General features: G+C 74.0%; 18 protein-coding genes. 9 read left to right on the forward strand and 9 right to left on the reverse strand.

Features of this window, described 5'->3' with window-relative positions:
* Nucleotides 1-46 precede the first annotated feature (46 nt).
* Nucleotides 47-2761, forward strand: coding sequence for an AAA family ATPase (locus tag ABZ930_RS00975; protein WP_361539334.1), 2715 nt, complete (start codon nt 47-49; stop codon nt 2759-2761).
* Nucleotides 2762-2789: 28 nt separating this feature from the next.
* Here ABZ930_RS00975 and ABZ930_RS00980 read toward each other — a convergent pair whose 3' ends face one another.
* The 6 genes from ABZ930_RS00980 to ABZ930_RS01005 all read right to left on the reverse strand — a co-directional run bounded on the left by ABZ930_RS00980 (nt 2790) and on the right by ABZ930_RS01005 (nt 8978).
* Nucleotides 2790-5588, reverse strand: coding sequence for a LuxR family transcriptional regulator (locus ABZ930_RS00980; protein ID WP_361539337.1), 2799 nt, complete (start codon nt 5586-5588; stop codon nt 2790-2792).
* Between the two features lie 154 nt (nt 5589-5742).
* Nucleotides 5743-6654, reverse strand: a complete 912-nt coding sequence (locus ABZ930_RS00985) for a YihY/virulence factor BrkB family protein (protein WP_361539340.1) — start codon at nt 6652-6654, stop codon at nt 5743-5745.
* Nucleotides 6644-7225 carry a hypothetical protein gene (locus ABZ930_RS00990; RefSeq protein ID WP_361539343.1) on the reverse strand — a complete coding sequence of 194 codons (582 nt, stop codon included), beginning with the start codon at nt 7223-7225 and terminating at the stop codon, nt 6644-6646. Before ABZ930_RS00990 ends, ABZ930_RS00985 begins: the two co-directional genes overlap by 11 nt.
* Nucleotides 7225-8211 (reverse strand): DUF6286 domain-containing protein, encoded by a 987-nt coding sequence (locus ABZ930_RS00995; RefSeq protein ID WP_361539346.1) that lies wholly within the window; start codon nt 8209-8211, stop codon nt 7225-7227. The genes ABZ930_RS00990 and ABZ930_RS00995 overlap by 1 nt, the downstream gene beginning before the upstream one ends.
* Complete coding sequence (locus ABZ930_RS01000) at nt 8208-8399, reverse strand: hypothetical protein (protein WP_361539653.1); 192 nt, start codon at nt 8397-8399, stop codon at nt 8208-8210. Before ABZ930_RS01000 ends, ABZ930_RS00995 begins: the two co-directional genes overlap by 4 nt.
* Before the next feature lie 72 nt (nt 8400-8471).
* Nucleotides 8472-8978 (reverse strand): Asp23/Gls24 family envelope stress response protein, encoded by a 507-nt coding sequence (locus ABZ930_RS01005; RefSeq protein ID WP_361539349.1) that lies wholly within the window; start codon nt 8976-8978, stop codon nt 8472-8474.
* 216 nt (nt 8979-9194) lie between these two features.
* Here ABZ930_RS01005 and ABZ930_RS01010 point away from each other — a divergent pair, with 216 nt between their 5' ends.
* The 3 genes from ABZ930_RS01010 to ABZ930_RS01020 are packed head-to-tail and all read left to right on the forward strand — an operon-like array spanning nt 9195 to nt 10755.
* Nucleotides 9195-9779 carry a sigma-70 family RNA polymerase sigma factor gene (locus tag ABZ930_RS01010; protein WP_361539352.1) on the forward strand — a complete coding sequence of 195 codons (585 nt, stop codon included), beginning with the start codon at nt 9195-9197 and terminating at the stop codon, nt 9777-9779.
* Nucleotides 9776-10402 (forward strand): Asp23/Gls24 family envelope stress response protein, encoded by a 627-nt coding sequence (locus ABZ930_RS01015; RefSeq protein ID WP_361539355.1) that lies wholly within the window; start codon nt 9776-9778, stop codon nt 10400-10402. The genes ABZ930_RS01010 and ABZ930_RS01015 overlap by 4 nt, the downstream gene beginning before the upstream one ends.
* Complete coding sequence (locus ABZ930_RS01020; protein ID WP_361539358.1) at nt 10399-10755, forward strand: hypothetical protein; 357 nt, start codon at nt 10399-10401, stop codon at nt 10753-10755. The genes ABZ930_RS01015 and ABZ930_RS01020 overlap by 4 nt, the downstream gene beginning before the upstream one ends.
* Nucleotides 10756-10784: 29 nt before the next feature.
* Here ABZ930_RS01020 and ABZ930_RS01025 read toward each other — a convergent pair whose 3' ends face one another.
* Nucleotides 10785-12743, reverse strand: coding sequence for an acyl-CoA dehydrogenase (locus ABZ930_RS01025; protein WP_361539361.1), 1959 nt, complete (start codon nt 12741-12743; stop codon nt 10785-10787).
* A 344-nt stretch (nt 12744-13087) separates the two neighbouring features.
* Here ABZ930_RS01025 and ABZ930_RS01030 point away from each other — a divergent pair, with 344 nt between their 5' ends.
* The 5 genes from ABZ930_RS01030 (at nt 13088) to ABZ930_RS01050 (ending at nt 18123) form a co-directional block, all read left to right on the forward strand.
* The gene (locus ABZ930_RS01030; RefSeq protein WP_361539364.1) at nt 13088-13342 is read left to right on the forward strand and encodes a hypothetical protein; all 255 of its coding nucleotides are present in this window, start codon (nt 13088-13090) and stop codon (nt 13340-13342) included.
* Nucleotides 13339-14850, forward strand: coding sequence for a helix-turn-helix transcriptional regulator (locus ABZ930_RS01035; RefSeq protein ID WP_361539367.1), 1512 nt, complete (start codon nt 13339-13341; stop codon nt 14848-14850). The genes ABZ930_RS01030 and ABZ930_RS01035 overlap by 4 nt, the downstream gene beginning before the upstream one ends.
* Nucleotides 14851-14989: 139 nt before the next feature.
* Nucleotides 14990-16474, forward strand: coding sequence for an MFS transporter (locus ABZ930_RS01040; RefSeq protein ID WP_361539370.1), 1485 nt, complete (start codon nt 14990-14992; stop codon nt 16472-16474).
* Nucleotides 16471-17031 carry a TetR family transcriptional regulator gene (locus ABZ930_RS01045; protein WP_361539373.1) on the forward strand — a complete coding sequence of 187 codons (561 nt, stop codon included), beginning with the start codon at nt 16471-16473 and terminating at the stop codon, nt 17029-17031. Before ABZ930_RS01040 ends, ABZ930_RS01045 begins: the two co-directional genes overlap by 4 nt.
* A 45-nt stretch (nt 17032-17076) precedes the next feature.
* Complete coding sequence (locus tag ABZ930_RS01050; RefSeq protein WP_361539641.1) at nt 17077-18123, forward strand: enoyl-CoA hydratase/isomerase family protein; 1047 nt, start codon at nt 17077-17079, stop codon at nt 18121-18123.
* Between the two features lie 21 nt (nt 18124-18144).
* Here the strand turns inward: ABZ930_RS01050 and ABZ930_RS01055 are convergent, their stop codons facing one another.
* Both ABZ930_RS01055 and ABZ930_RS01060 read right to left on the reverse strand, forming a co-directional pair.
* On the reverse strand, nt 18145-18621 hold the full coding sequence (locus ABZ930_RS01055; protein ID WP_361539376.1) for a nucleoside deaminase: 477 nt from the start codon (nt 18619-18621) through the stop codon (nt 18145-18147).
* A gap of 112 nt (nt 18622-18733) precedes the next feature.
* Nucleotides 18734-19519, reverse strand: coding sequence for an SAM-dependent methyltransferase (locus ABZ930_RS01060; protein WP_361539379.1), 786 nt, complete (start codon nt 19517-19519; stop codon nt 18734-18736).
* Nucleotides 19520-19616: the final 97 nt, after the last annotated feature.

A 19616-nucleotide genomic window follows, 5' to 3' on the forward strand; every position in this document is an offset into this window, starting at 1 on the left:
CACACTTGTGGCTCCGTGGGGGAGCGCCGCAGCGGGGGAGGGCGTCATGAGTGCGCACGGACCGTCCGACGACACGATGCTGATCGGTCGCACGACCGAGTGCGACCTGGTGGAGGCGTTGCTGGACGCGCTGCCCGACGGCGGCCGGGTTCTGCGTCTCACCGGCGCACCGGGCTCGGGGAAGACCGCTCTCGTGGAGTTCGCCGCGCGGGCGGCGGCCGAGCGCGGCACACGCGTCCTGTCGGCGACCTGGGCGCCGGCCGAGCGGGACCTCGGCCATGCCGCACTGCACGCACTGCTCCACCCCGTGCTGCCCCGCCTCGGCGACCTGCCGGGCCCCGAACGTGCCGCGCTGGCCTCGGCGTTCGGCGACGACACCGGCGAGCCGGAGCCGACCGTCCTGGCCCGCGCGGCACTCCGGCTGATCACCCGCGGCCCCGGGCCCGTGCTCCTCTGCGTCGACGACCTCGACCGCCTCGACCCCGCCAGCCGGGACACCCTCCGGGCGATGACCCACCTGTGCCACGACACCCGGGTCGGCATCCTCGTCACCGAACGCACCCCCTCCGCCGGCCCATTCCCGCGGATGGCGCGCACCGTCGCCCTCACCGCGCTTCCCGCCCCCCACGCCCGTGAGCTCGTCCGCCGCCGGGGCCGGGCACGGGCCCACACCGAGGAGGAGCTGATCCTCGCCGTGGCCCGGGGCAACCCCCTCGCGCTCACCGAACTGTCCCTCGGCGGCACCGGCCTGCGGGAAGCGGCCGGGTTCGGCATGCTGCCGGCGACCCCGCTCCTGGCCGAGGCCTTCGCCGACGACCTGCGAACCCTGTCGGCCCAGGGCAACGGCGTACTCCTCACCGCGGCACTGAGCACGTCCACCCTCGTGGAGGAGATCCTGGACGCGAGCGCCCGTCTGCTGGGCGACGCGGAGCATGCGCGAACGGGTCTCGACGAGGTCGCGGCACGAGGACTCGTCGCCGTGGAACAACCACACCTGCGGTTCACGTCCTCCCTGCTCCGCGTCGCCGCTCTGCACCGGGTGCCCGCCACCCGGCGCACGACCGCGCACGCGGCACTCGGCAGAAGCATCACCGACCCCACCCGCGCCGCCTGGCACACCGCCCAGTGCGCGACCGGCCCCGACGAGGAACTCGCCCGGCGCGTCGAAGCCTTGGCCGCCGGGCCCTGGCCGGACACCACGCTCCTGGTCGCGCTCGCCGCACTGGAGACGGCCGCCCGGCTCTCCCCGGATCCCGAGCACCGGGCGGGCCGGCTCCTGCGCGCCGCCGAACTGGCCTGCAACCACGGACTCGGCGACCAGGCCCGGCAGTACGCCCGCGGCATCGACCCGACCGAACTCGGCGACCTCGGCCGGGCCATGCTCCTGTGGCTCCACGACCTGCTGCCCGGCAACCCCCCGGTCGGCGCCGAGCGGATCGGCCAACTCTGCGCCGCCGCCCGCTCGGTCGCCCCCGGCCATCCGGCACTCGCCCGAAAACTCCTGCACGCGGCCGCGGGCCGCTGCTGGTGGGAACAGGCCGCCGCTCCCGAACGCGACCTGGTCGTCGCCACGCTGAAGGACCTGCACACCCCACCCTGGCAGCCCCGCGAACTCACCGCCCTGGCCCTCACCGACCCGCTCTCGATCAGCCACACACCGCTGCGCGCCGCGGAAGTGTCCTCCCCCGACGAACAGCTCTTCCTCGGCCAGGTCGCCCACCTCACCGGCGACCTCGAACGGGCCGGGGAACTCCTCGGGACCGCCGAACGGGCCGCCCGGTCCACCGGTCGCCACGGACGGCTCCCGCACATCCTCGGCGCACGGGCCCTGGGCGAGATATGGCGTGGCACCCAGTGGCAGACCGCGCACGCCATGGCCGACGAGGCCCGCACCATCGCCACCCGGCTGCGCCTCGACAACTACGCGGCCCGCGCCACCGGCGCCCAGGGCCTGATCGAAGCGCTCCAGGGCCACCACGACAAGGCGCTGGAACGCGCGGCGGCCATCGAGGGAGCCTCCCGGCACCTCGGCCAGGGCCAGCATCTCAACCTCGCCACTCTCACCCGCGTCCTGACCGCCTCCGGATCGGGACGCTACGCCGACGCGTACACCCAACTGCGCGCGTCGTTCACCGAACTGACCACGCCGTACTCGTTCCAGCAGTTCTGGGGCCTGGCCTTCTTCGTCGAGGCCGCGCTGCCCGCCGGAGAGGCCGAGGACGCCAGAACCGTCGTCAAGGAGATCGCCGACCGCACCCGCGGCGGGCGCGCCCCGCTGCTCCGGCAGATCCTCGCCTACGCCGACGCCGCCCTCGCGCCGGACGAGGAGGCCGAAGCCCGGTACCGCGCGGCCCTCGACGGCGACATCGCCCCGTGGCCCCTGCTGCACGCCATGACCCGGCTGAGCCACGGCGTGTGGCTCAGGCGCCGCCGCCGTGTCGTCGAGTCCCGCGCACCCCTCACCGTCGCCGAGTCCCTCTTCCGGGCCCTCGGCGCCACCTCCCGGGCCGACCTCGCCGCCTCGGAACTGCGCGCCGCTGGCCACACCGACCCCGCACCCGACCAGGGCAGCCCGGTCACGGCGCTCTCCCCGCAGCAGCTCACCATCGCCCGTCTCGCCGCCGACGGCCTGACCAACCGCGCCATCGGCGAACAACTCCACCTGTCCGCCCGGACCGTGGCCTCACACCTCTACCAGATCTTCCCCAAGCTGGGCGTCAACTCCCGCGCCCAGCTCGCCCAGCGAACGGACCTGCACTGATCGGCTCGTCCGGGCGGAACCCGCCGGTTCACACCTCGGCGCCCTCGTCGGCCGCCCGCAGCACACCCGGCAACTGCGCCCGCGCCGTCACTCCGAGCCGGGGGAAGATCCGGTACAGGTAGGCGCCGATGGTGCGCGGCGAGAGTCCCAGCTCCTGGCCGATCTGCCGGTTGGACAGACCCCGCCCCGCGAGCCGGGCGATCCGCAGCTCCTGCGCGCTGAGCAGCCCGGCCGCCGGAGCGGGCCGGGAGCCCGCCGCCGTGGAGGTGTCCGTGCGCTGCCCCGAGGCCCGCAGCTCCTCGGTGATCCGCGCGACCCGTGCCCCGGCGCCCATCATGGCGAACGCGGCCGCCGCCTGACGCAGCGTCACCCGCGAGTCGGTGAACTCGTGCTGCCGTCGCAGCCACCGCCCGTGCGCGAGGCGCAACGACGCCTCCAGGAACGGCCGGTGCGCCAGATCCATGTGGAAGGCCCGTTCGTACAGGTCCGCCGCGTTCTCGTCGTCCGCCAGGATCGCCTGCGCCACGGCCAGTTCGACCGCGACGAGCGGTGCCCGCTCCGGCCCCAGGTCCCGTTCCAGCGAGCGCAGCCGGGCGCGGGCCGTCCCGGCCGCGTTCACGGCGGCCGCCGCCTCGGCGAACACCACGAGGGCGAACAGCGCCGGAGTGCAGCGCGCGGGTTCGGCGAGGAGACGCGCGAGCGTGGCGTGACCGGCCGCCACGTCACCGCTCTCCGCCTGTGCCCATCCGGTGCCGACGGCGACGATCTCGTTGAGCGCGGCCACCGGCACCCTCCCCGCGGCGAGGGCGTCCACGTCGACCGGCTCCGGCACCGTGCCCGTACGCAGCGCATGCGTGAGGCGTTCGAGGATCTCCGCCGCCGCCCCCTCGTCGCTCAGCGCACGCCGCGCCGCCTCCTCGCGCGACCGGCGGAACGCCGTCTCGGCCTGCCCCCAGTCACCCGTCACCAGATGCGCGAGCCCCTGCCAGAGCACGGCGGCGGGCAGCCGGTCGGGCAGGTCGTGGAAGAGGCAGAGCCGCTCCGCCTGCCGGTGCAGATCCAGCGCCTCGAGCGGCGCACCGGCCCGCAGCGCGGCCTCGCCCAGCCGTTCGAGATCCCGGATGGCAACGATGTCAGGTCCCCGGGCGGCCAGCCGGGCGAGGACCGTGGCGGCCCGGCGGACCGGTGCCGCGCTCGCCATGGCGTGCAGCAGACGCGGGTCGCCGGCGACGTCCGACGGCAGCGCGTCGAGGTAGGCGAGGAGCGCGTCCGCCCGTTCCCGGTCGTCGGTCAGGAGAGGCGCGACGAGGTGAGCGAGTTCCAGGGCGCTGTCCGTCTCGGCCGCCCCCTCCGGCCGCGGCCAGCCGGCCGGGTCCGCCGTCGGGCCGTCACCGTCGAGCCGGGTCAGCGTCTCGGCGTACAGGGAGCCGAGCGGTCCGAGCGGAAGGTCCGACGCGCGGCGCGCCAGCGACCGGGACGTGCGCACCCACCCCGCGCCGTGCGCGAGCTGGGCGGCCCGCAGCAGGCAGCGCCCCTGGTCGCGCGGCGCGCTGTGCAGTCCGGCCGCCCGCCGCAGCAGGCGCAGTGCCATCGCCGGTTCGTTCTGCCGCAGGGCCGAGCGGTGGACGTCCTCCAGACGGGCGGCGAGGTGCGCGTCGTGGCCCTCGACCGACTGGGAGAGGTGCCACAGCTGCCGCACGGAACCCCGGGTGAGTTCCGCGGCGAGCGCCGCGTGCGCGCGACGGCAGTGCCGCCGGCCGGTGCCGTGCGCCACGGCACCGGCCACCGCCGGATGCGTGAAGTCCATGCGCATGCCGTCGAGGACGACGAGCCCGCGGCGCTCGGCGGGCTCCACGACGGAGAGGTCGAGCGAGTCGCCGCCGCGCATCCGGGACGCCGCCGACAGCAGCAGGGGGATGTCCGCCGCCGGATGCAGCGCCGCCACCAGGAGCAGATCGCGCGTCGCCGCCGGGAGCCGCGCGGCCCCGGGAGCCAGCGCGGCCGCCAGCCGGTCCGAGGAGGCGGGGAGCTGCGGGAGGGAGTCGTCGGTGCGGGCGGGGAGTTCGAGGAGCGCGAGCGGGTTCCCCGCGGCCCGCGCCATCAGGTCGCGCACGGCCTGCGGATCGTGACCGGGGCGCCGCGCCGCCAGCAGCGCGGCGGACTCGGGCAGGCTCATGGGGCCCAGGGACAGCATCGGCAGACCCGCAGGGGACAGCGGGCCCGCGGGATGCGTCCGAGCCGTCATCAGCAGGCCCAGAGGATGCCCGTCGACGCGACGGGCGACGAACGTGAGCACGTCGGCGCTGGGGGAGTCCAGCGCGTCCCAGTCGTCCACCGCGATCAGCAGCGGCTGCACGGCGCTGACCGACTCCAGCACCTCGAGCACGGTGAACGGCAGCCGGGCCCGGTCCCGCCGGCCCGGCGCGCCGTCCACGAGAAGCTCCTCCAGCACCCGCAATTGCCCCCTGCCCGACGGCAGCCGCGCGTCCCCGAGCAGGGGCCACAGCATCTGCAACAGGCCGGACAGGTCGGACGGCGTGCTGCCCCGCACACCCGCGCAGCGCAGGACGGACATCCCCGCGGCCGCCCCCAGCGCGACGCCCGCCTCCAGCAGCTCCGACCTGCCCGACCCCGCGGCGCCGCACACGACACGGGCCGCGCCGCCCGACGACGCGTCCCGCACGAACGTCCGCAGCAGCGCCACTTCCGCCTCGCGGCCGATGAGCCGGGCGGGGCCCGCCGTGCCGTGGTCCTGCGCGCCGAGGGGCCGAGCGGCCCGGCCGAACTCCGGCCCCGCGGCGGACAAGATGTCGATCCGGGTGTTCATGGGCGCTCCCTGTTCCAGGACATCGAGCGTTCCCGACCGCACCACGGGGAGCCCTCTTGTCGTGGTTCCCATCCCACCGGACGACACGACGCGACAACAGGCAGTTCGCATGCAGCTTGCCCCGCGCGCCGCCGACCGGGGGCACCGCCGCCGGTCAGTCGGCGGCGGCCCGCCGCTCCTGAGCGGTGAGTTCGGCCGTGAACTGCGCACCGGCGAGCAGCGCGAGGTTCGACAGCCACAGCCAGATCAGGAAGACCACGGCACCGGCGAGGGACCCGTAGAGCCTGCTGTACGTGCTCAGCGCGGACGCGTACACGGCGAACCCGGCGGAGACGATCAGCCACAGGGCGGACGCCAGAATGCCGCCGGGGATGCTGTGGGCGCGCACCCGCGCCGCCACCGGACCGGTGTGGAAGACGATGACGACCAGCAGGGCGACCACGCCCATCAGCAGCGGCCAGCGCAGCAGACTCCACGCCCAGGAGGCCTCGGTGCCGAACCCGAGCGTGCGGCCGAGACTCTCGGCGACGGGCCCGGTCAGCAGCAGCACGAGCGCGCTGAGCACCAGCAGACCGAGCAGTGCCAGAGCGGTGATCAGGATGCGGTGGGCCTTGTGCCAGGGCGAGCGGTGGTCCGCCACCCGGTGCATACGGTGCAGCGCGCGGCGGAACACCGCGAGATAACTGGACGCGGACCACAGCCCGCTGGCGGCGCCCGCGATCAGCAGGGTCCACGCGGCCGTGCCGCCCCGCAGGGTCCGCGACAGCACGTCGTGGAGCTGGGTGCCCGACTCCGCCGGGGCGTAGGCGGTGACATGGGCGACGAAGGCCTCCGCCGTGCCCGGACTGATCAGGCTGAAGCCGATGGCGGTGACCAGCAGCGAGGGCAGTACGGCGAGGATCGCGTAGTAGGTGAGGGCGGCCGCGTAGTCCGACACGTCGTCGCGCCACATGGACAGGGGGGTGCGGCGCAGTGCGGCCTGCCACTCCGCGGGGAAGCGGGCGGCCCGCCATCTCGCGGTGAACGAGCGTGGGCGGCTGGCGGAGGCATGTGGTTCAGCGGACATGAGGCCTTCGGTGAGAGCGGCTGGTGAGCCGGATGTGCAGGCGGAGACGGTACGGGCTGAGCACGGTCTCCGTGTCGTGCGCGAGCCCGGTGAGGGCCGGCAGCACGGTGTGGGGAGAGGTGTCCTCCCGAAGTCTTACCCGCAGGACGACATCCAGTCGCTTCCTTCGCACCCGTGTGCGGGCCCGGCAGTGCGCGACTCCGTCGACGGCCGTCGCCCGTCGCGTCAGGGTGTCCTCCAGAGCCCCGGTGCGCAGGGCGCTGTGGGGCGCGGGAAGCGGCACCGTCCGGCGGAATCCGCTGCGCAGCATCCTTACGCTTCCGTACGCGAGGAGCAGGGTCGCGACGATGGACACCGTCATGACGGCCGGCGTCCACCAGCCCCGCTCGCGCAGCGAGGCGAGCCGCTCGGCGGGCACGATCGGGGTGTGCGGATTGGGGGCGGGCCACCGGCCCGGCAGATCAGGGGCCCACGACGTCCCCCCGGCCGACAGCCAGAGGGCCGCCGCGAGCAGGACCGCGCCGAGCACGGCGAGCGTGAGCCGGTTGAGGACCGTACGGCTACGGGACATCAGCTGCGGCCTCCTTCGACCTGCGCGTCCGGCGCCTTCGTGTGCGGCGCCTGCGTGTCCGGCGCCTGCGGAAGACTCGGCCCTGTGGGCTCCCAGGAGTCGTCCGGCCGGACCCGGACCCGGAGCTTCAGCGGGCGCCGCAGGCCGCAGGAGTCCAGCACGCCGCGCGCCGCCTCCCGCACCGCGGTCCGTGCCGTCTCCCGCTCCCCGAAGGCGAGCCGGGCCCGGACCGAGGCGCGCCGACGTCCCACGCGCACCCGGACCGGCCCGATGCCCGGCACGCCGGCCACGGCGTCGCGCACCAGGAGCGCGACCGCCGCGCGGTCCACGGCTGCCCGCACCCGGGGATCGGACGAGGAAACGGTGAGCAGTCCCCGGCGGCCGGGGGAGAGCGCCAGGAAGATCATCAAGGCGCCGAGGACGGCGAGCAGACCGGCACCCACGCGCACGGCCGGATCGGCGGAGCCGTGACCCGTCAGCCAGTGCACGGACTCCGTGCGCCACAGCGCGGCGGGGCGGTGCGCGAGGTGCACCAGGACCAGATCGAGCGCGAGGGCGCCGCAGAGCGCGGTGCCGGCCAGTGTCAGCAGACCCGTCGGCAGCCTGCGCGGCGACCACCACCGCAGCGGCGTCCGCCCGGCGGGCACCGCCGTTTCGGGCACCGGCGCGCTCCACTCCGGCCCCGCGGGGAGCAGCGCGGTGACCCCTACGCGCGGGGTGCCGACGTGCAGTCCCGTCAGCTCCCGGGTGCGGTCCGAGACGTGGGACTGCACCCGGCGGACCGTGTCGGACAGGGACGCCTGGCAGGGGAGGGCGACCTCCAGCGCGACGTCCGCGCGCCGACCGCGTACGGTCGCCGAGCCCTTCGCCGTGTCCTTCGCGGGACGGCTGCCGGTCGGCGCCGCCTCGACGGCGGCCCGTTCGGCGATCTTGCGCACCGCCCGCTCGGACACGACCGTCGTGCCCCGCCGGGCCGGCGCGGTCATCGACGGCTCCGCTCATAGGCGTCCCGCAGCTCCTGGAGGCGGCCGCCGCCGTCGTACCAGTGGCCCGCCGCGGCCCCCAGACCGCCGAGGGCGGCCACGAGCAGGAACGCCCCGAAGCCTCCGAAGTATCCCGCGAAGGCCAGTGCCATGCCGGCGGCCATCCCGACGAACGCCCTGCTCCCTGCCACTCTCGTCCCCTCTCGCCCGGCGCCGTCACGCGCCGGTCACCTGTCCGCTGACTGCTGGGCACCGCGAACGGGTCACTCCACGCGGGAGTCCGAGGCCGGGGCCTCGCTGTCGTCCTCGGGCAGGTGCACGTCGTTGATCGTCACGTTCACCTCGACGACCTCGAGGCCGGTGACGCGCTCCACCGCCGAGATGACGTTCTCGCGCACATCGCGCGCCACGTCCGTGATCGGGACGCCGTACTCCACGACGAGATCCAGGTCGATGGCGGTCTGCCGCTCGCCGACCTCGACCTTCACCCCGCGGCCCACGTTCGGCCGCCCGCCCGGCACCCGGTCGCGCACCGCGCCGATGGTGCGCGACAGGCCACCGCCCATGTCGTGCACGCCGGGGATCTCCCGGGCCGCGATGCCCGCCACCTTCACCACGACGACATCGGCGATGGAGGTCCTGCCGCGGTCCGCGGCGGGCTGGTCGGCTCCGGTGGCGCCACCGGAGACCGCCGTCGTCCGCACCGACGGACCCGTGCGCACCGCCGGGACGTCCTTCGTGGTCGGCGCGGTCTGCGTGCTGGTGGTCATGTTGTGGCCTTCTTCCTCTAGCGGTTCGCCGGTGTTCCGTTGCGCTCGTTCCGATAGACCCGCCCCGGCCGCATCTGTGACGCGGCGGATCGAAGAATCTTTCTCCGCCGCGCCGGACGGAACCGGGGACCGGCGGTGACCTGCCCGAAAGTGATGCGTAACAGAACGCCGCACGGGTGTGTCCAACCAGCAGGACGAGACGAGAGGAGCCGCCCAGTGGCGGGGGCCCGCATCGATACCGCACCGCCGGACGGCAGGGGCGCGAGAGACGACACCCTGTTGGTGGTCCGTGCCGCGGAAGGGGACGAGGACGCCTTCGCGGCCCTGGTGCAGCACCACGCCCCGGCGCTGATCCGGCTCGCCACCCGGCTGCTCGGCACCCGCACGGAGGCCGAGGACGCCGTGCAGGACGCGTTCATCAGCGCCTGGCGGCGCCTGCCCGAGTTCCAGGGCCAGGCGTCGTTCGGTACCTGGACGTACCGCATCGTCACCAACCGCTGCCTGAACATCCTGCGCGGCCGGCGACCCGCCGCTCCCCTGGAGTCGGCGGGGGAGGTGGCCGCGCCCGAGCACGTGGTGTCACCGGCCCGGATCGCCGAGGGGCGCGACGCGGTGCGGGAGCTGAGCCAGGCGCTCGACCAGCTGTCGGCCGAACAGCGTGCCTGCTGGGTGTTGCGCGAACTGGACGGCCGGTCCTACGAATTCATCGCGGACGCGGTCGGAATCAGCCAGGAGGCTGTCCGCGCCCGCGTCTTCCGTGCACGACGCTGTCTGACACAAGCGCTGGGGGCCTGGCGATGACCGCTCACACAGAACCGCCCAACCCGCACGACGGCCTGGCCGACGACGAGCGGCTGGCCTGCGGCAGGCCGCTGTCCCTGGTCTGGGAGCTGTGGGAGGAGCAGTCCGACGATCCCCACCTGCGCACCTGCCCCCACTGCCGGGATGCCGTCGGCGACCTCGACCGGCTGGAGAGCGCGGTCCGCGGGCTGCGCGAGGAGCCCCTGGACGACGCCGGATACGACGCGTCGACGCTGACCCGCCGCGTCATGGACGTCGTCCGCCTCGAACTGCGGCCGGGGCGCCCGCTGCCGCTCGGAGAACCGGACGAGGACCTGTGGGTCATGGAGGCGGTGGCCGCCCGGACCCTGCGGGCGGCGGCCGAGACGGTGCCCGGCGTCCGGGCCGGCTCCTGCCGGCTGCGGCCCGCCGACGGCGCGGCCGCCGACCGCGTCGAGGTCCGCCTGGAGATCCACGCACCGGCCGACGCCCAGCTGCCGGATCTCGCGGAGGACGTCCGGGTCCGGGTGCGCGAGACGGCGGACCTCCGGCTGGGCATGGAGATCGACTCGGTGGACATCCGTATCACCGACCTCATCGACAGCACCGGTCTCGCCGACGGTCAGGAAGGCGGCACCCGATGACCCCGCACACCGTGCCCGGCACCCTCTCCCAGGACATCGCCCGGGCCGTGGCGAGCCTGCCCGACGTCGCCTTCCTCAAGCCCGACCTCGCGGGCCGGCTGCGGTCCGCGCTGTCCCGCCCGGAAGCGGCGGAGCCGACCGGCCCGGTGTCGTCGGCGGGTGTGCGGCTGACCGGGCCCGTCGACGGCACCGGGCCCTGGCGCGTCGAGATCCAGCTCGTCGCGCGTGGGCGGGCCCGCACCGTGGACGTCGCCCGCGCCGCCCGCCGCGCGGCGCAGGAACATCTTGATGCGGCGCTCCCCGAGCAGGCCGTCCCGGCGCACGTCACCGTGACGGTCACCGGACTGGTCTGAGCGGGCGCGGCCCGAGGCTCCGCCGGGATTCAGCCCACCAGGTCGGGCGAGCGCAGCATCTCCGGCGGGATGTTCCACGCGTCGACCAGATCGACGGCGAGCGGCCGGACCTTGCGGCAGAGGTCGTTGATCTCACGGCTGATCGCCTTGGAGCGCTGGACGGTGAGCCGGCCGTGCTCCATGAACCAGGCGCGGTCGGCCTCGATCGTGGACAGGGCGAACAGGTCGCACAGCAGCCCGAGCGCGACCTTGTTGTCGCCGTCGGGGAGCGTGCGCAGCCGGTCGACGAACGCTTCGAGGACCAGCCGTTCGACGTGGACGCGCGCCACCGCGATGACATGGTCCTGCACATGCGAGAAGACGGCGCCGGGCTCCCGCTTCTGGTCCATCCCGCGCTTGAGGCGACGCGCCAGACCGGCGAGCATGTGCTCCTCCCGGAAGCGGACCATGGCGAGCTGGTACTCCGAGTCGAGCAGACCGGCCTCCTGGTCCCACTCGTCGCCACCGGGCAGCAGGTCGCGGACCCGCTCCAGGAGCTTGTGCACCGAGGTCTTCTCGATGACCGTCTCGACGGCCTGGCCGGTGACGAACCGCACCATGCCGAGCTGGTCCATGTCCTCGAACTCGTGCGCGTAGTTGGTGAGGAGGCCCTTGGCCACGAGCTGGAGGAGCACGTGGTTGTCGCCCTCGAACGTGGTGAAGACGTCGCTGTCGGCCTTCAGGGCGGCGAACCGGTTGACGGCGAGATAGCCCGCGCCGCCGCACGCCTCACGGCACTCCTGGATCGTGCGCGTGGCGTGCCAGGTGCCGAGCGCCTTCGTGCCGGCGGCCCGCGACTCCAGCTCGCGCCGCGCCTGCTCGTCGTCGGTCCGCCCGGAGAAGACCTCGTGGAGCTGGGTGCGGACCACGTCCTGGGCGAAGTGCAGGGCGTAGGTGCGGGCGATGAGCGGCAGGAGGCGGCGCTGGTGCATCCCGTAGTCGAGCAGCAGCTGCTCCTCGGTGTCCGGCGCCGCGTCGAACTGCCGGCGGCGCACGGCGTACTTCGTGGCGATCGCCAGCGCCACCTTCGCGGCGTTGATCGCGCCGCCGCCGACACTGACCCGGCCCTGGACCAGTGTGCCGAGCATGGTGAAGAAGCGGCGGCCCGGGTTGTCGATGGGGCTCTCGTAGACGCCCTCGGGAGTGACGTCGGCGAACCGGTTGAGCAGCGCCTCCCGCGGCACCCGCACGCCGTCGAAGCCGATCCGGCCGTTGTCGACGCCGTTGAGGCCCATCTTGCGGCCGTCGTCCTCGATCCGGACGCCCGGCGCCGGTGAGCCGTCGACCCGGACCGGCACGACGAAGGCGTGCACGCCCTCGGCCCGGCCGCCCACTTCGAGCTGCGCGAAGACGACGGCCAGTTCGGCGTGGCGGGCGGCGTTGCCGATGTAGTCCTTGCGGGCGGCCTCGCCCCGCGTGGTGATGACGAACTCCTGGCTGTCCGCGTCGTACGTCGCCACCGTGCCCAGCGCCTGGACGTTCGAGCCGTGCCCGGTCTCGGTCATCGCGAAGCAGCCCAGCAGCTTGCCGGTGATCAGATCCGGCAGATACGCGCGGTGGTGGCGTTCGGTGCCGAGATGCAGGATCGCGCCCCCGAACAGGCCGAACTGCACGCCCACCTTCACCAGCAGCGACAGATCTCCGAACGCCAGCGTCTCGAACGCCGCGATCGACGCGCCGATGTCGCCGCCGCCCCCGTACTCCTTCGGGAAGCCCATGCCCGTCTGTCCCGTCGCCGCCATCGCGACGGCGAGCTCGCGCACCCGCTCGCGGAACGCGTCGATGTCGAGTTCCTCGGCCTCTTCGAGGACGGAGGCGTGCTTCACGAGGTTCGTGCGGACCAGCTCACGGATCTCGGCGTACTCGCCGTCGAGCACCTGGGTGAGGGCCCGTACGTCGATGTCCGGCCGGGTGTATCCCCCGGAGGGCGTGGAGGTGTCGGTGATCATGAACCCCTGGTACCCCGTACCGGCGGGAGGCAAGCGGCCCGCGTCCCGGACACCGGGCGCCGTCGGGTACGCCGTCGAGATTTTGCCGCCCCGCCGCATCCACCGCCGGACGGATCGGGAAGCAAGAGGTGTGGCCGCGGACACTACCCCGTCCGCCGCCCCGCCTCCGCTGACGCCGGGCGCCTGCACGTCCCGGCGTCAGCGGTGCTCCGACGGACGTACGGCGTGAGTCTCCCGCCCTGCGACTCCTCCCACGACGAAGCGGGATTCACCCGTCCGCGCGTCCTGAAATCCGACACGGTCAAGAATTTGAACGACGTCACGGAAAATGCCATGATCAAGTGGTGTCGAATACGGATGCGGAGCATGAACTCTTCCGGGCCGTCGAGGCGTTGAGAGTCACGGAGGAGCGTGTCGTCGCGGCGCTGCGCGACTTCCTGGCCAGGGACCCGGTCACGGGCCGGCCGGTCCACGGGCGGATCGGGCGCGCGGCGGAGATCACCGGCTGGGGCGAGCAGCGGGTGAAGGAGATCGTCACCCCTGCGCTGGCCGAGCGGCGCCGGGCCAAGCGGGCCGGCGGGAAGGCGGACGGCGCATGAGCGACTTCGACGCGATCGACTCCCTCCTCGCGTCCGTCACCCCCGAGACGGAGCTCCCCGAGCCGCACGTACGGCGTGAACTGCGCGAACAGGCACGCCTGTCGAAGGTGCAGGTGGCCCGTGCGCTCGGCGTGAGCGCGTCGACGGTGGCCGCCTGGGAGGCGGGCCGCGACCCGGCGGGGGAGACCCGCACGCGGTACGGCTATCTGCTGGAGGGGCTGGCCGCCAAGTTCGCCGAGGCCGGCGAGCCGTCGGATCCCGAGCCCGACGAACCGGCCCCGGACGTCGAGGAAGCGCCTCCCGCGGACGACCCGAGCGGCGCGGACGACGACGTCGAGACGCTGGCGACACCGGAACCGTGCGTGCTGTGCGGCGAGCCGGCCGCTCTGCGCGTCGCCGGTTTCCCCCAGCACCTCGACCCCGCCGACTGCGGGAGCCCCGCCCCGGCCCCCGCGAGCGCGCCCGCCCCCGAGCCGGAGGCCGGGCCCGAAGCACCGGCACGCCCCGACCGCCGCCCGCACCCCGCGACGGCCAAGGGCGGCAGACCGCCCGCCCGGCGCGCCCACCGGTCCGCCGACGAACCGGTCGGTCTGATCGGCGCGGCCGTCCGCGCGGCGCTCGCGGACCACGGCGGCGACGTGGCGGCGGCGACGGCGGCGCTGGTGAAGAAGGCGATCCCGGACGCGATGGCCCTGCTGGACGCCACCCGCAAGGGCGGCCGGTACGACGTGATCGCGCATCCCTGGATGCCGGACGTCCTGAAGAAGCAGACCTCGCGCGGCGCCGACCAGGTGTGGGAGGCCCGCCCGAAGTGGGCGCGGGCCGAACTGCCTTCGGGCGAGCACGAGGTGACCGCTCTCGACATCAACGGCGCGTATCTGTCCGCCCTGAAGACCCACCTGCCGCTCGGACAGTTGGAGCACTCCGCGGGCGGTGTCGGCCACGACCGGCGACGGGCCGGCGTCCACCTGATCACGCCCGCGCACTGGGACCACGAGGACGTGCTGCCGAACCCGATCGGGCAGCGTGACGAGCCGGGCCCGCTGTGGGTCACCGAGCCGACCCTGCGCCTCCTGCAGCGGCTGTCCGGGCCGAAGTACGGGCTGTGCGACCCGCCGGAGATCCACGAGTCGTACACCTCCGGCGCCACGGAGGGCCTGCTCGAGAAGTTCCGTGTCGCCCTGAAGGACGCCCGGGACACGGCGATCGCCGAGGACGACGAGGTGACGCTGGAGTACGTGAAGGCGATGTACTCCAAGTTCGTCTCCACGATGGGTGAATCGAACTACAACCGGGAGATGTACCGGCCGGACTGGATGCACCTGATCCGCTCGCAGGCCTTCGCCAATCTGTGGATGAAGGCCCTCAAGGCCCACGACGAGGGCCTGACCGTCGTCCGCGCCATGGGCACCGACGAACTCCACGTCATCGGCGACTGGCGCAAGGTCTTCCCCGAGGGGCGCGGGGTCTCCGAGGTCAAGGTCAAGGACGTCTACGACGCCGGGTAGCCGGGGGTGCGGCCCGGGAAGGTGAGGCGGGTATCACGGCGTGAGCGGCGAGGGCGCCCTCGCCGCATGTCATCATGCAATGACATCGCTTGATGACAAGAATGGGAAGCCCTCCTTGCAGCCCTCCATACCGGCGTCCGTGTCCACCACCCCCGACGCGGCGGCGTCCGCGCTCCGCCACCCGCGGGCCCTGGTGCCCGTCCTCGTCTCGCTCGGCATGCTCGTCGCCGTCGTCAGCAGCCTCGGCGCCCCGCTCATCCCGACCATCGCCGCCGAGGACCACGTGTCCGTCGCCACCGCGCAGTGGGCGCTCACGGTGACGATGCTCGTCGGCGCCGTGGCGACGCCGGTGATGGGACGCCTCGGCGACGGCCCGCACCGCAAGCGGGTCATCATCGGCGGGCTCGGCTTCGTCCTCGTCGGCAGCGTCCTGGCCGCCCTCCCCGCCGGATTCGCCTGCCTCCTGGTGGGCCGGGCCCTCCAGGGCGTGGGCATGGGCCTCGTCCCGCTCGCCATCGCCACGGCCCGGGACGCGCTGCCCGACACCCGGGCCCGCTCCGCGGTGGCGACACTCTCCCTGACCACCGCCGCGGGCATCGGGCTCGGCTACCCGATCACCGGCATGTTCGCCGAGTACCTGGGCATGTACGCGGGCTTCTGGTTCGCGGCCGGCACCGCCGCCGCGGCCCTCACCGCCGCGCTGATCGTCGTGCCCCGCGCCCCGCACCGCCCCAGCGTCCCGATGGACGTCCCCGGCGCGCTGCTTCTCACCGGCGGCATGGCGGCCCTGCTGCTGACGCTCGCCGAAGGGGAACGCTGGGGCTGGACCTCGGCGCGGCTGCTCGGACTGGCCGGCGCGGCCGTCGTCCTGCTGGCCGCCTGGGTCGCCCACTCGCTGCGCAGCACCCACCCCCTGGTGCGGGTCCGCCTCGTCAAGGACCGCGGCGTCCTCGTCGCCAACCTGACCACGATGGTCGGCGGCGTCGGCACCTACCTCCTCATCGCCCTGGTCACCCGCTACGTCCAGACCCCGACCTCGGCGGGGTACGGCTTCTCCGCGTCCATCGTCGTCACCGGGCTGCTCCTCGTGCCGTTCTCCGCCGCGAGCCTCCTGACCGGCCGGCTCGTCCGGATGCTGGGCAGCGCGGCCACCCCCGGCCGCATGCTGCCGCTGGGCTGCCTGCTCTCCCTCGGCTCCCTCGTCTGCTTCCTGCTCGCCCGCTCCAGCCTGTGGGGCATCGGCACGATGATGGCGCTCGCCGGACTCGGCGTCGGCGTCACCTTCGCGGTCACCCCCGGCCTGATCGTCGCCGGAGTACCCGCGCGGGAAACGGGCAGCGCCATGAGTTTCAATCAGGTCGTGAAGTACATCGGATACTCGACCGGCAGCGCACTCAGCGCGGTCATCCTCCAGGCCGCCACCGCCCCCGGCGCGAGCCTCCCCGGCAACGACGGCTACCGCACCGCGGGCCTCGTCGGCTGCGCCGCCTTCGCGATCACCGGCATCATCGCCGTGGCCCTCACCCGCGGCGGCTCCCGTCCGCGCCCGTCCGTCGTCGCGGTGGTCCAGGCGGCACCCGCCGCGGCCGCCGACCCGGCACCGTCCGCACAGGGCCGCCCGTGAGCACGCCGGAGACGGGCCAGCGCCGCAATGCGGCACGCAGCCGCGAGGCCCTGCTGACGGCGGCCACCACCCTCTTCTCCGAGCGGGGCTACGACCGGACCACCATCCGCGAGATCGGCGAACGGGCCGGCGTCGACCCGTCCCTGATCGCCCGCTACTTCGGCAGCAAACCGCTGCTGTACGTGGAGGTGCTGCGGGCCGAGCACGGCGACGACCGCCCGGACGACCTGCTCACCGAACCCCGGCTGCGCGAGGTGGCACGGCGCGCGCAGCGCCGCGGACCGGTGCCGCTGCTGCGGGTCGCCGTCGAACCGTTGAAGGACGCCGCCGCACAGGAGGCCACCCGGGCGGCGCTGCACGACCGCCTGGTGGAGCCGCTGCGGGACCGGTTCACCCGGGAGGGCCGCGACCGCCCGGGGCTGCGCGCGGACGTCCTGGTCGCGGCGGTCTCCGGGGTGCTGCTGGCCCGGCACTCCGGGGCCTTCGACGACCTGGCCGAGGCCGAGGTGGACGAGGTCGTCGACATCCTGCTGGAGACCTTCGACGCGGGCGGGTGATAGAGATGGGCCAGCCAGCCGTGATCTTCACCGGAAGGACTCGTGTTGACCCCCGACGCCGCCCCCGTGCTCACCGCCGTCGACGGACACGCCGCCCGCATCACCCTCAACCGGCCGCGGGCGCTGAACGCCCTGACCCCCGCCATGATCCACGGCGTCGCCGCAGCGCTCGACGCCTGGGAGCACGACCCCGCCGTCCGGACCGTCGTCCTCGACGGGGCGGGGGAGCGCGGGCTGTGCGCGGGCGCAGACATCCGTCTCTTCCACACCGATGCGCGCAGCGGCGACCACACCGCGTCCGAGGCGTTCCTGCGCGCCGAGTACCGCCTCGACTCCCGTATCGCGCACTACCCGAAGCCGTACGTCGCCCTGATGGACGGCATCGTCATGGGCGGCGGCGTCGGCCTGTCCGCGCACGGCGCCGTCCGCGTGGTCACCGAACGGTCGCGGGTCGCGATGCCCGAGGTCTCCATCGGCCTGGTCCCCGACGTCGGCGGCACGTTCCTGCTGTCCCGCGCGCCCGGTCAGCTGGGCACCCACCTCGCTCTGACGGGCCTGTCGGCCGACGGCGCCGACGCGCTGCTGTGCGGCCTCGCGGACCACTTCGTCCCGTCGGCCGCGCTGCCGGACCTCCTGGCCGACCTGGCCCGTGAACCGGCGCAGGACGCCGTCGCGCGCCACGCGCGGCCGGCCCCCGAGGGCGCGCTCGCCGGCGAGCGGCCGTGGATCGACGCCTGTTACGCCGCCGACACGGTCGAGGAGATCGTCGACCGGCTCTTCGCCTGCGGGGAGCCCGCCGCCAAGGAAGCCGCCGAGACCCTGCTGGCCAAGTCGCCCTCGGCGGTCAAGGCGACGCTGGAGTCCCTGCGCCGCGCGGCCCGCCTCGACTCCCTGGAGGCGGCCCTCGACCAGGAGTTCCGGGCGTCGTGCGCGGCGCTGGACACGGACGACCTGCCGGAGGGGATTCGGGCCCAGATCATCGACAAGGACCGTGACCCGCGCTGGCGCCCCGCGACCCTCGCCGAGGTCACGCCCGCCCAGGTGGAGCACTACTTCGCGCCCCTGGGGGAGCGGGAACTCGGCCTCGGCTGAACCGCCCGCGGAGTGCCGGGGTCAGGCCCGGTCGGCGAGGCGGCGGTGCAGGGCCTTCACGGCGGGCACCAGCGCGTCGACCGGTCCCTCGACCTTCACGGACGGGGCGATCTCCCGCACGGACAGCGGATTGACGGGCGGCTGGGGCCGTCCCCACTCGGTCAGCCACTGCGTCAACTGGGCCGAGGAGGCGACGTACACGATCCGGCCGAGACCGACCCAGGCGTGCGCGGCCGAACACATCGGGCAGTGTTCGCCCGAGGTGTAGACGGTGGCGTCCCGCCGCTCCCGCGGGGTCATGTTCCCGGCGGCCCAGCGGGCCAGCTCGAACTCCGGGTGCCGGGTGGAGTCGCCGTCGGCGATGCGGTTGCGGTCCTCGGCCCGGACCGTTCCGGCGCCGTCCACCAGAACCGAACCGAAGGGCTCGTCACCCGCGTCCAGGGCCTCGGTCGCCAGTTCCACACAGCGACGCAGGTGGGTCAGTTCACGCTCGTCCATCGCAGCCTCTTTCTGCCGGTCCCGGGGGTGGGGAGCCGCCCATGCTGGCACAGGCCGGGACGACGGCAGCGGCGGACACGGCGCCCCGGCCGCCGGGGCGCCGTGCGGGTGGTCAGGAGACGCGGGCCACGCCGACGTAGAAGCCGCTCAGCTCCGGGGTGGGCGCGGGCGTGTCCTTGTACCAGTACGTGGCCGTGACCAGACCGGGGTCCACCAGGTCGAGGCCCGCGAAGAAGGGCTCCACCTCGGCCTTCGTCCGCATCCGCAGCGGGATCTCGCCCTTCTTGTACGTGGACTGCACCGACTTGACGAGATGCGGGTGCTCGTCGGTCGTCCCGTGGGAGAGCACGAGGTAACTGCCCGACGGCAGCGCGTCGACGAGGGTCCGCGCGAGGCTGTAGGGATCCTCCTCGTCGGTGATGAAGTGCATCAGCGCGATCATCGACAGTGCGATGGGGCGGCTGAAGTCCAGGAACGTCCGCGCGTGGTCGAGGATCGCCTCGGGGCGGCGGACATCCGCCTCGATGTAGTCGGTCGCCCCCTCCGGGCTGCTCACCAGCAGCGCCTCGGCGTGCCGCAGCACGATCGGGTCGTTGTCGACGTAGGCGACGCGGGCCGAGGGCACGATGCCCTGCACGATCTGGTGCAGATTGGGCTTGGTCGGGATGCCCGTGCCGATGTCGAGGTACTGGTCGACGCCGGTCCCGGCCAGCCAGGCGGCGGCGCGGTGCATGAAGGCCCGGTTCCGCATGGCGTTCTCCCGCGCCTGCGGCGGCAGCTTCTGCGCCACGTCCTGGTCGACGGGATAGTTGTCCTTCCCGCCCAGCAGCCAGTCGTAGACGCGCGCCGGATGAGGTCTGCTCGTGTCGATACGGCTCGGGGAGGAATGTGCCGTCATGCCTGGCTCCAGCGTGGATCGGGTCGCGGACCGGTTCACCGGAAACCATGACGTTCCCGGTGAGGCCGTTGAGGTCTCCGTGATTATGGCACTGGCC

The sequence above is a fragment of the Streptomyces sp. NPDC046716 genome, from assembly GCF_040645755.1.
In the GTDB taxonomy this organism is placed as follows: Bacteria; Actinomycetota; Actinomycetes; order Streptomycetales; family Streptomycetaceae; genus Streptomyces.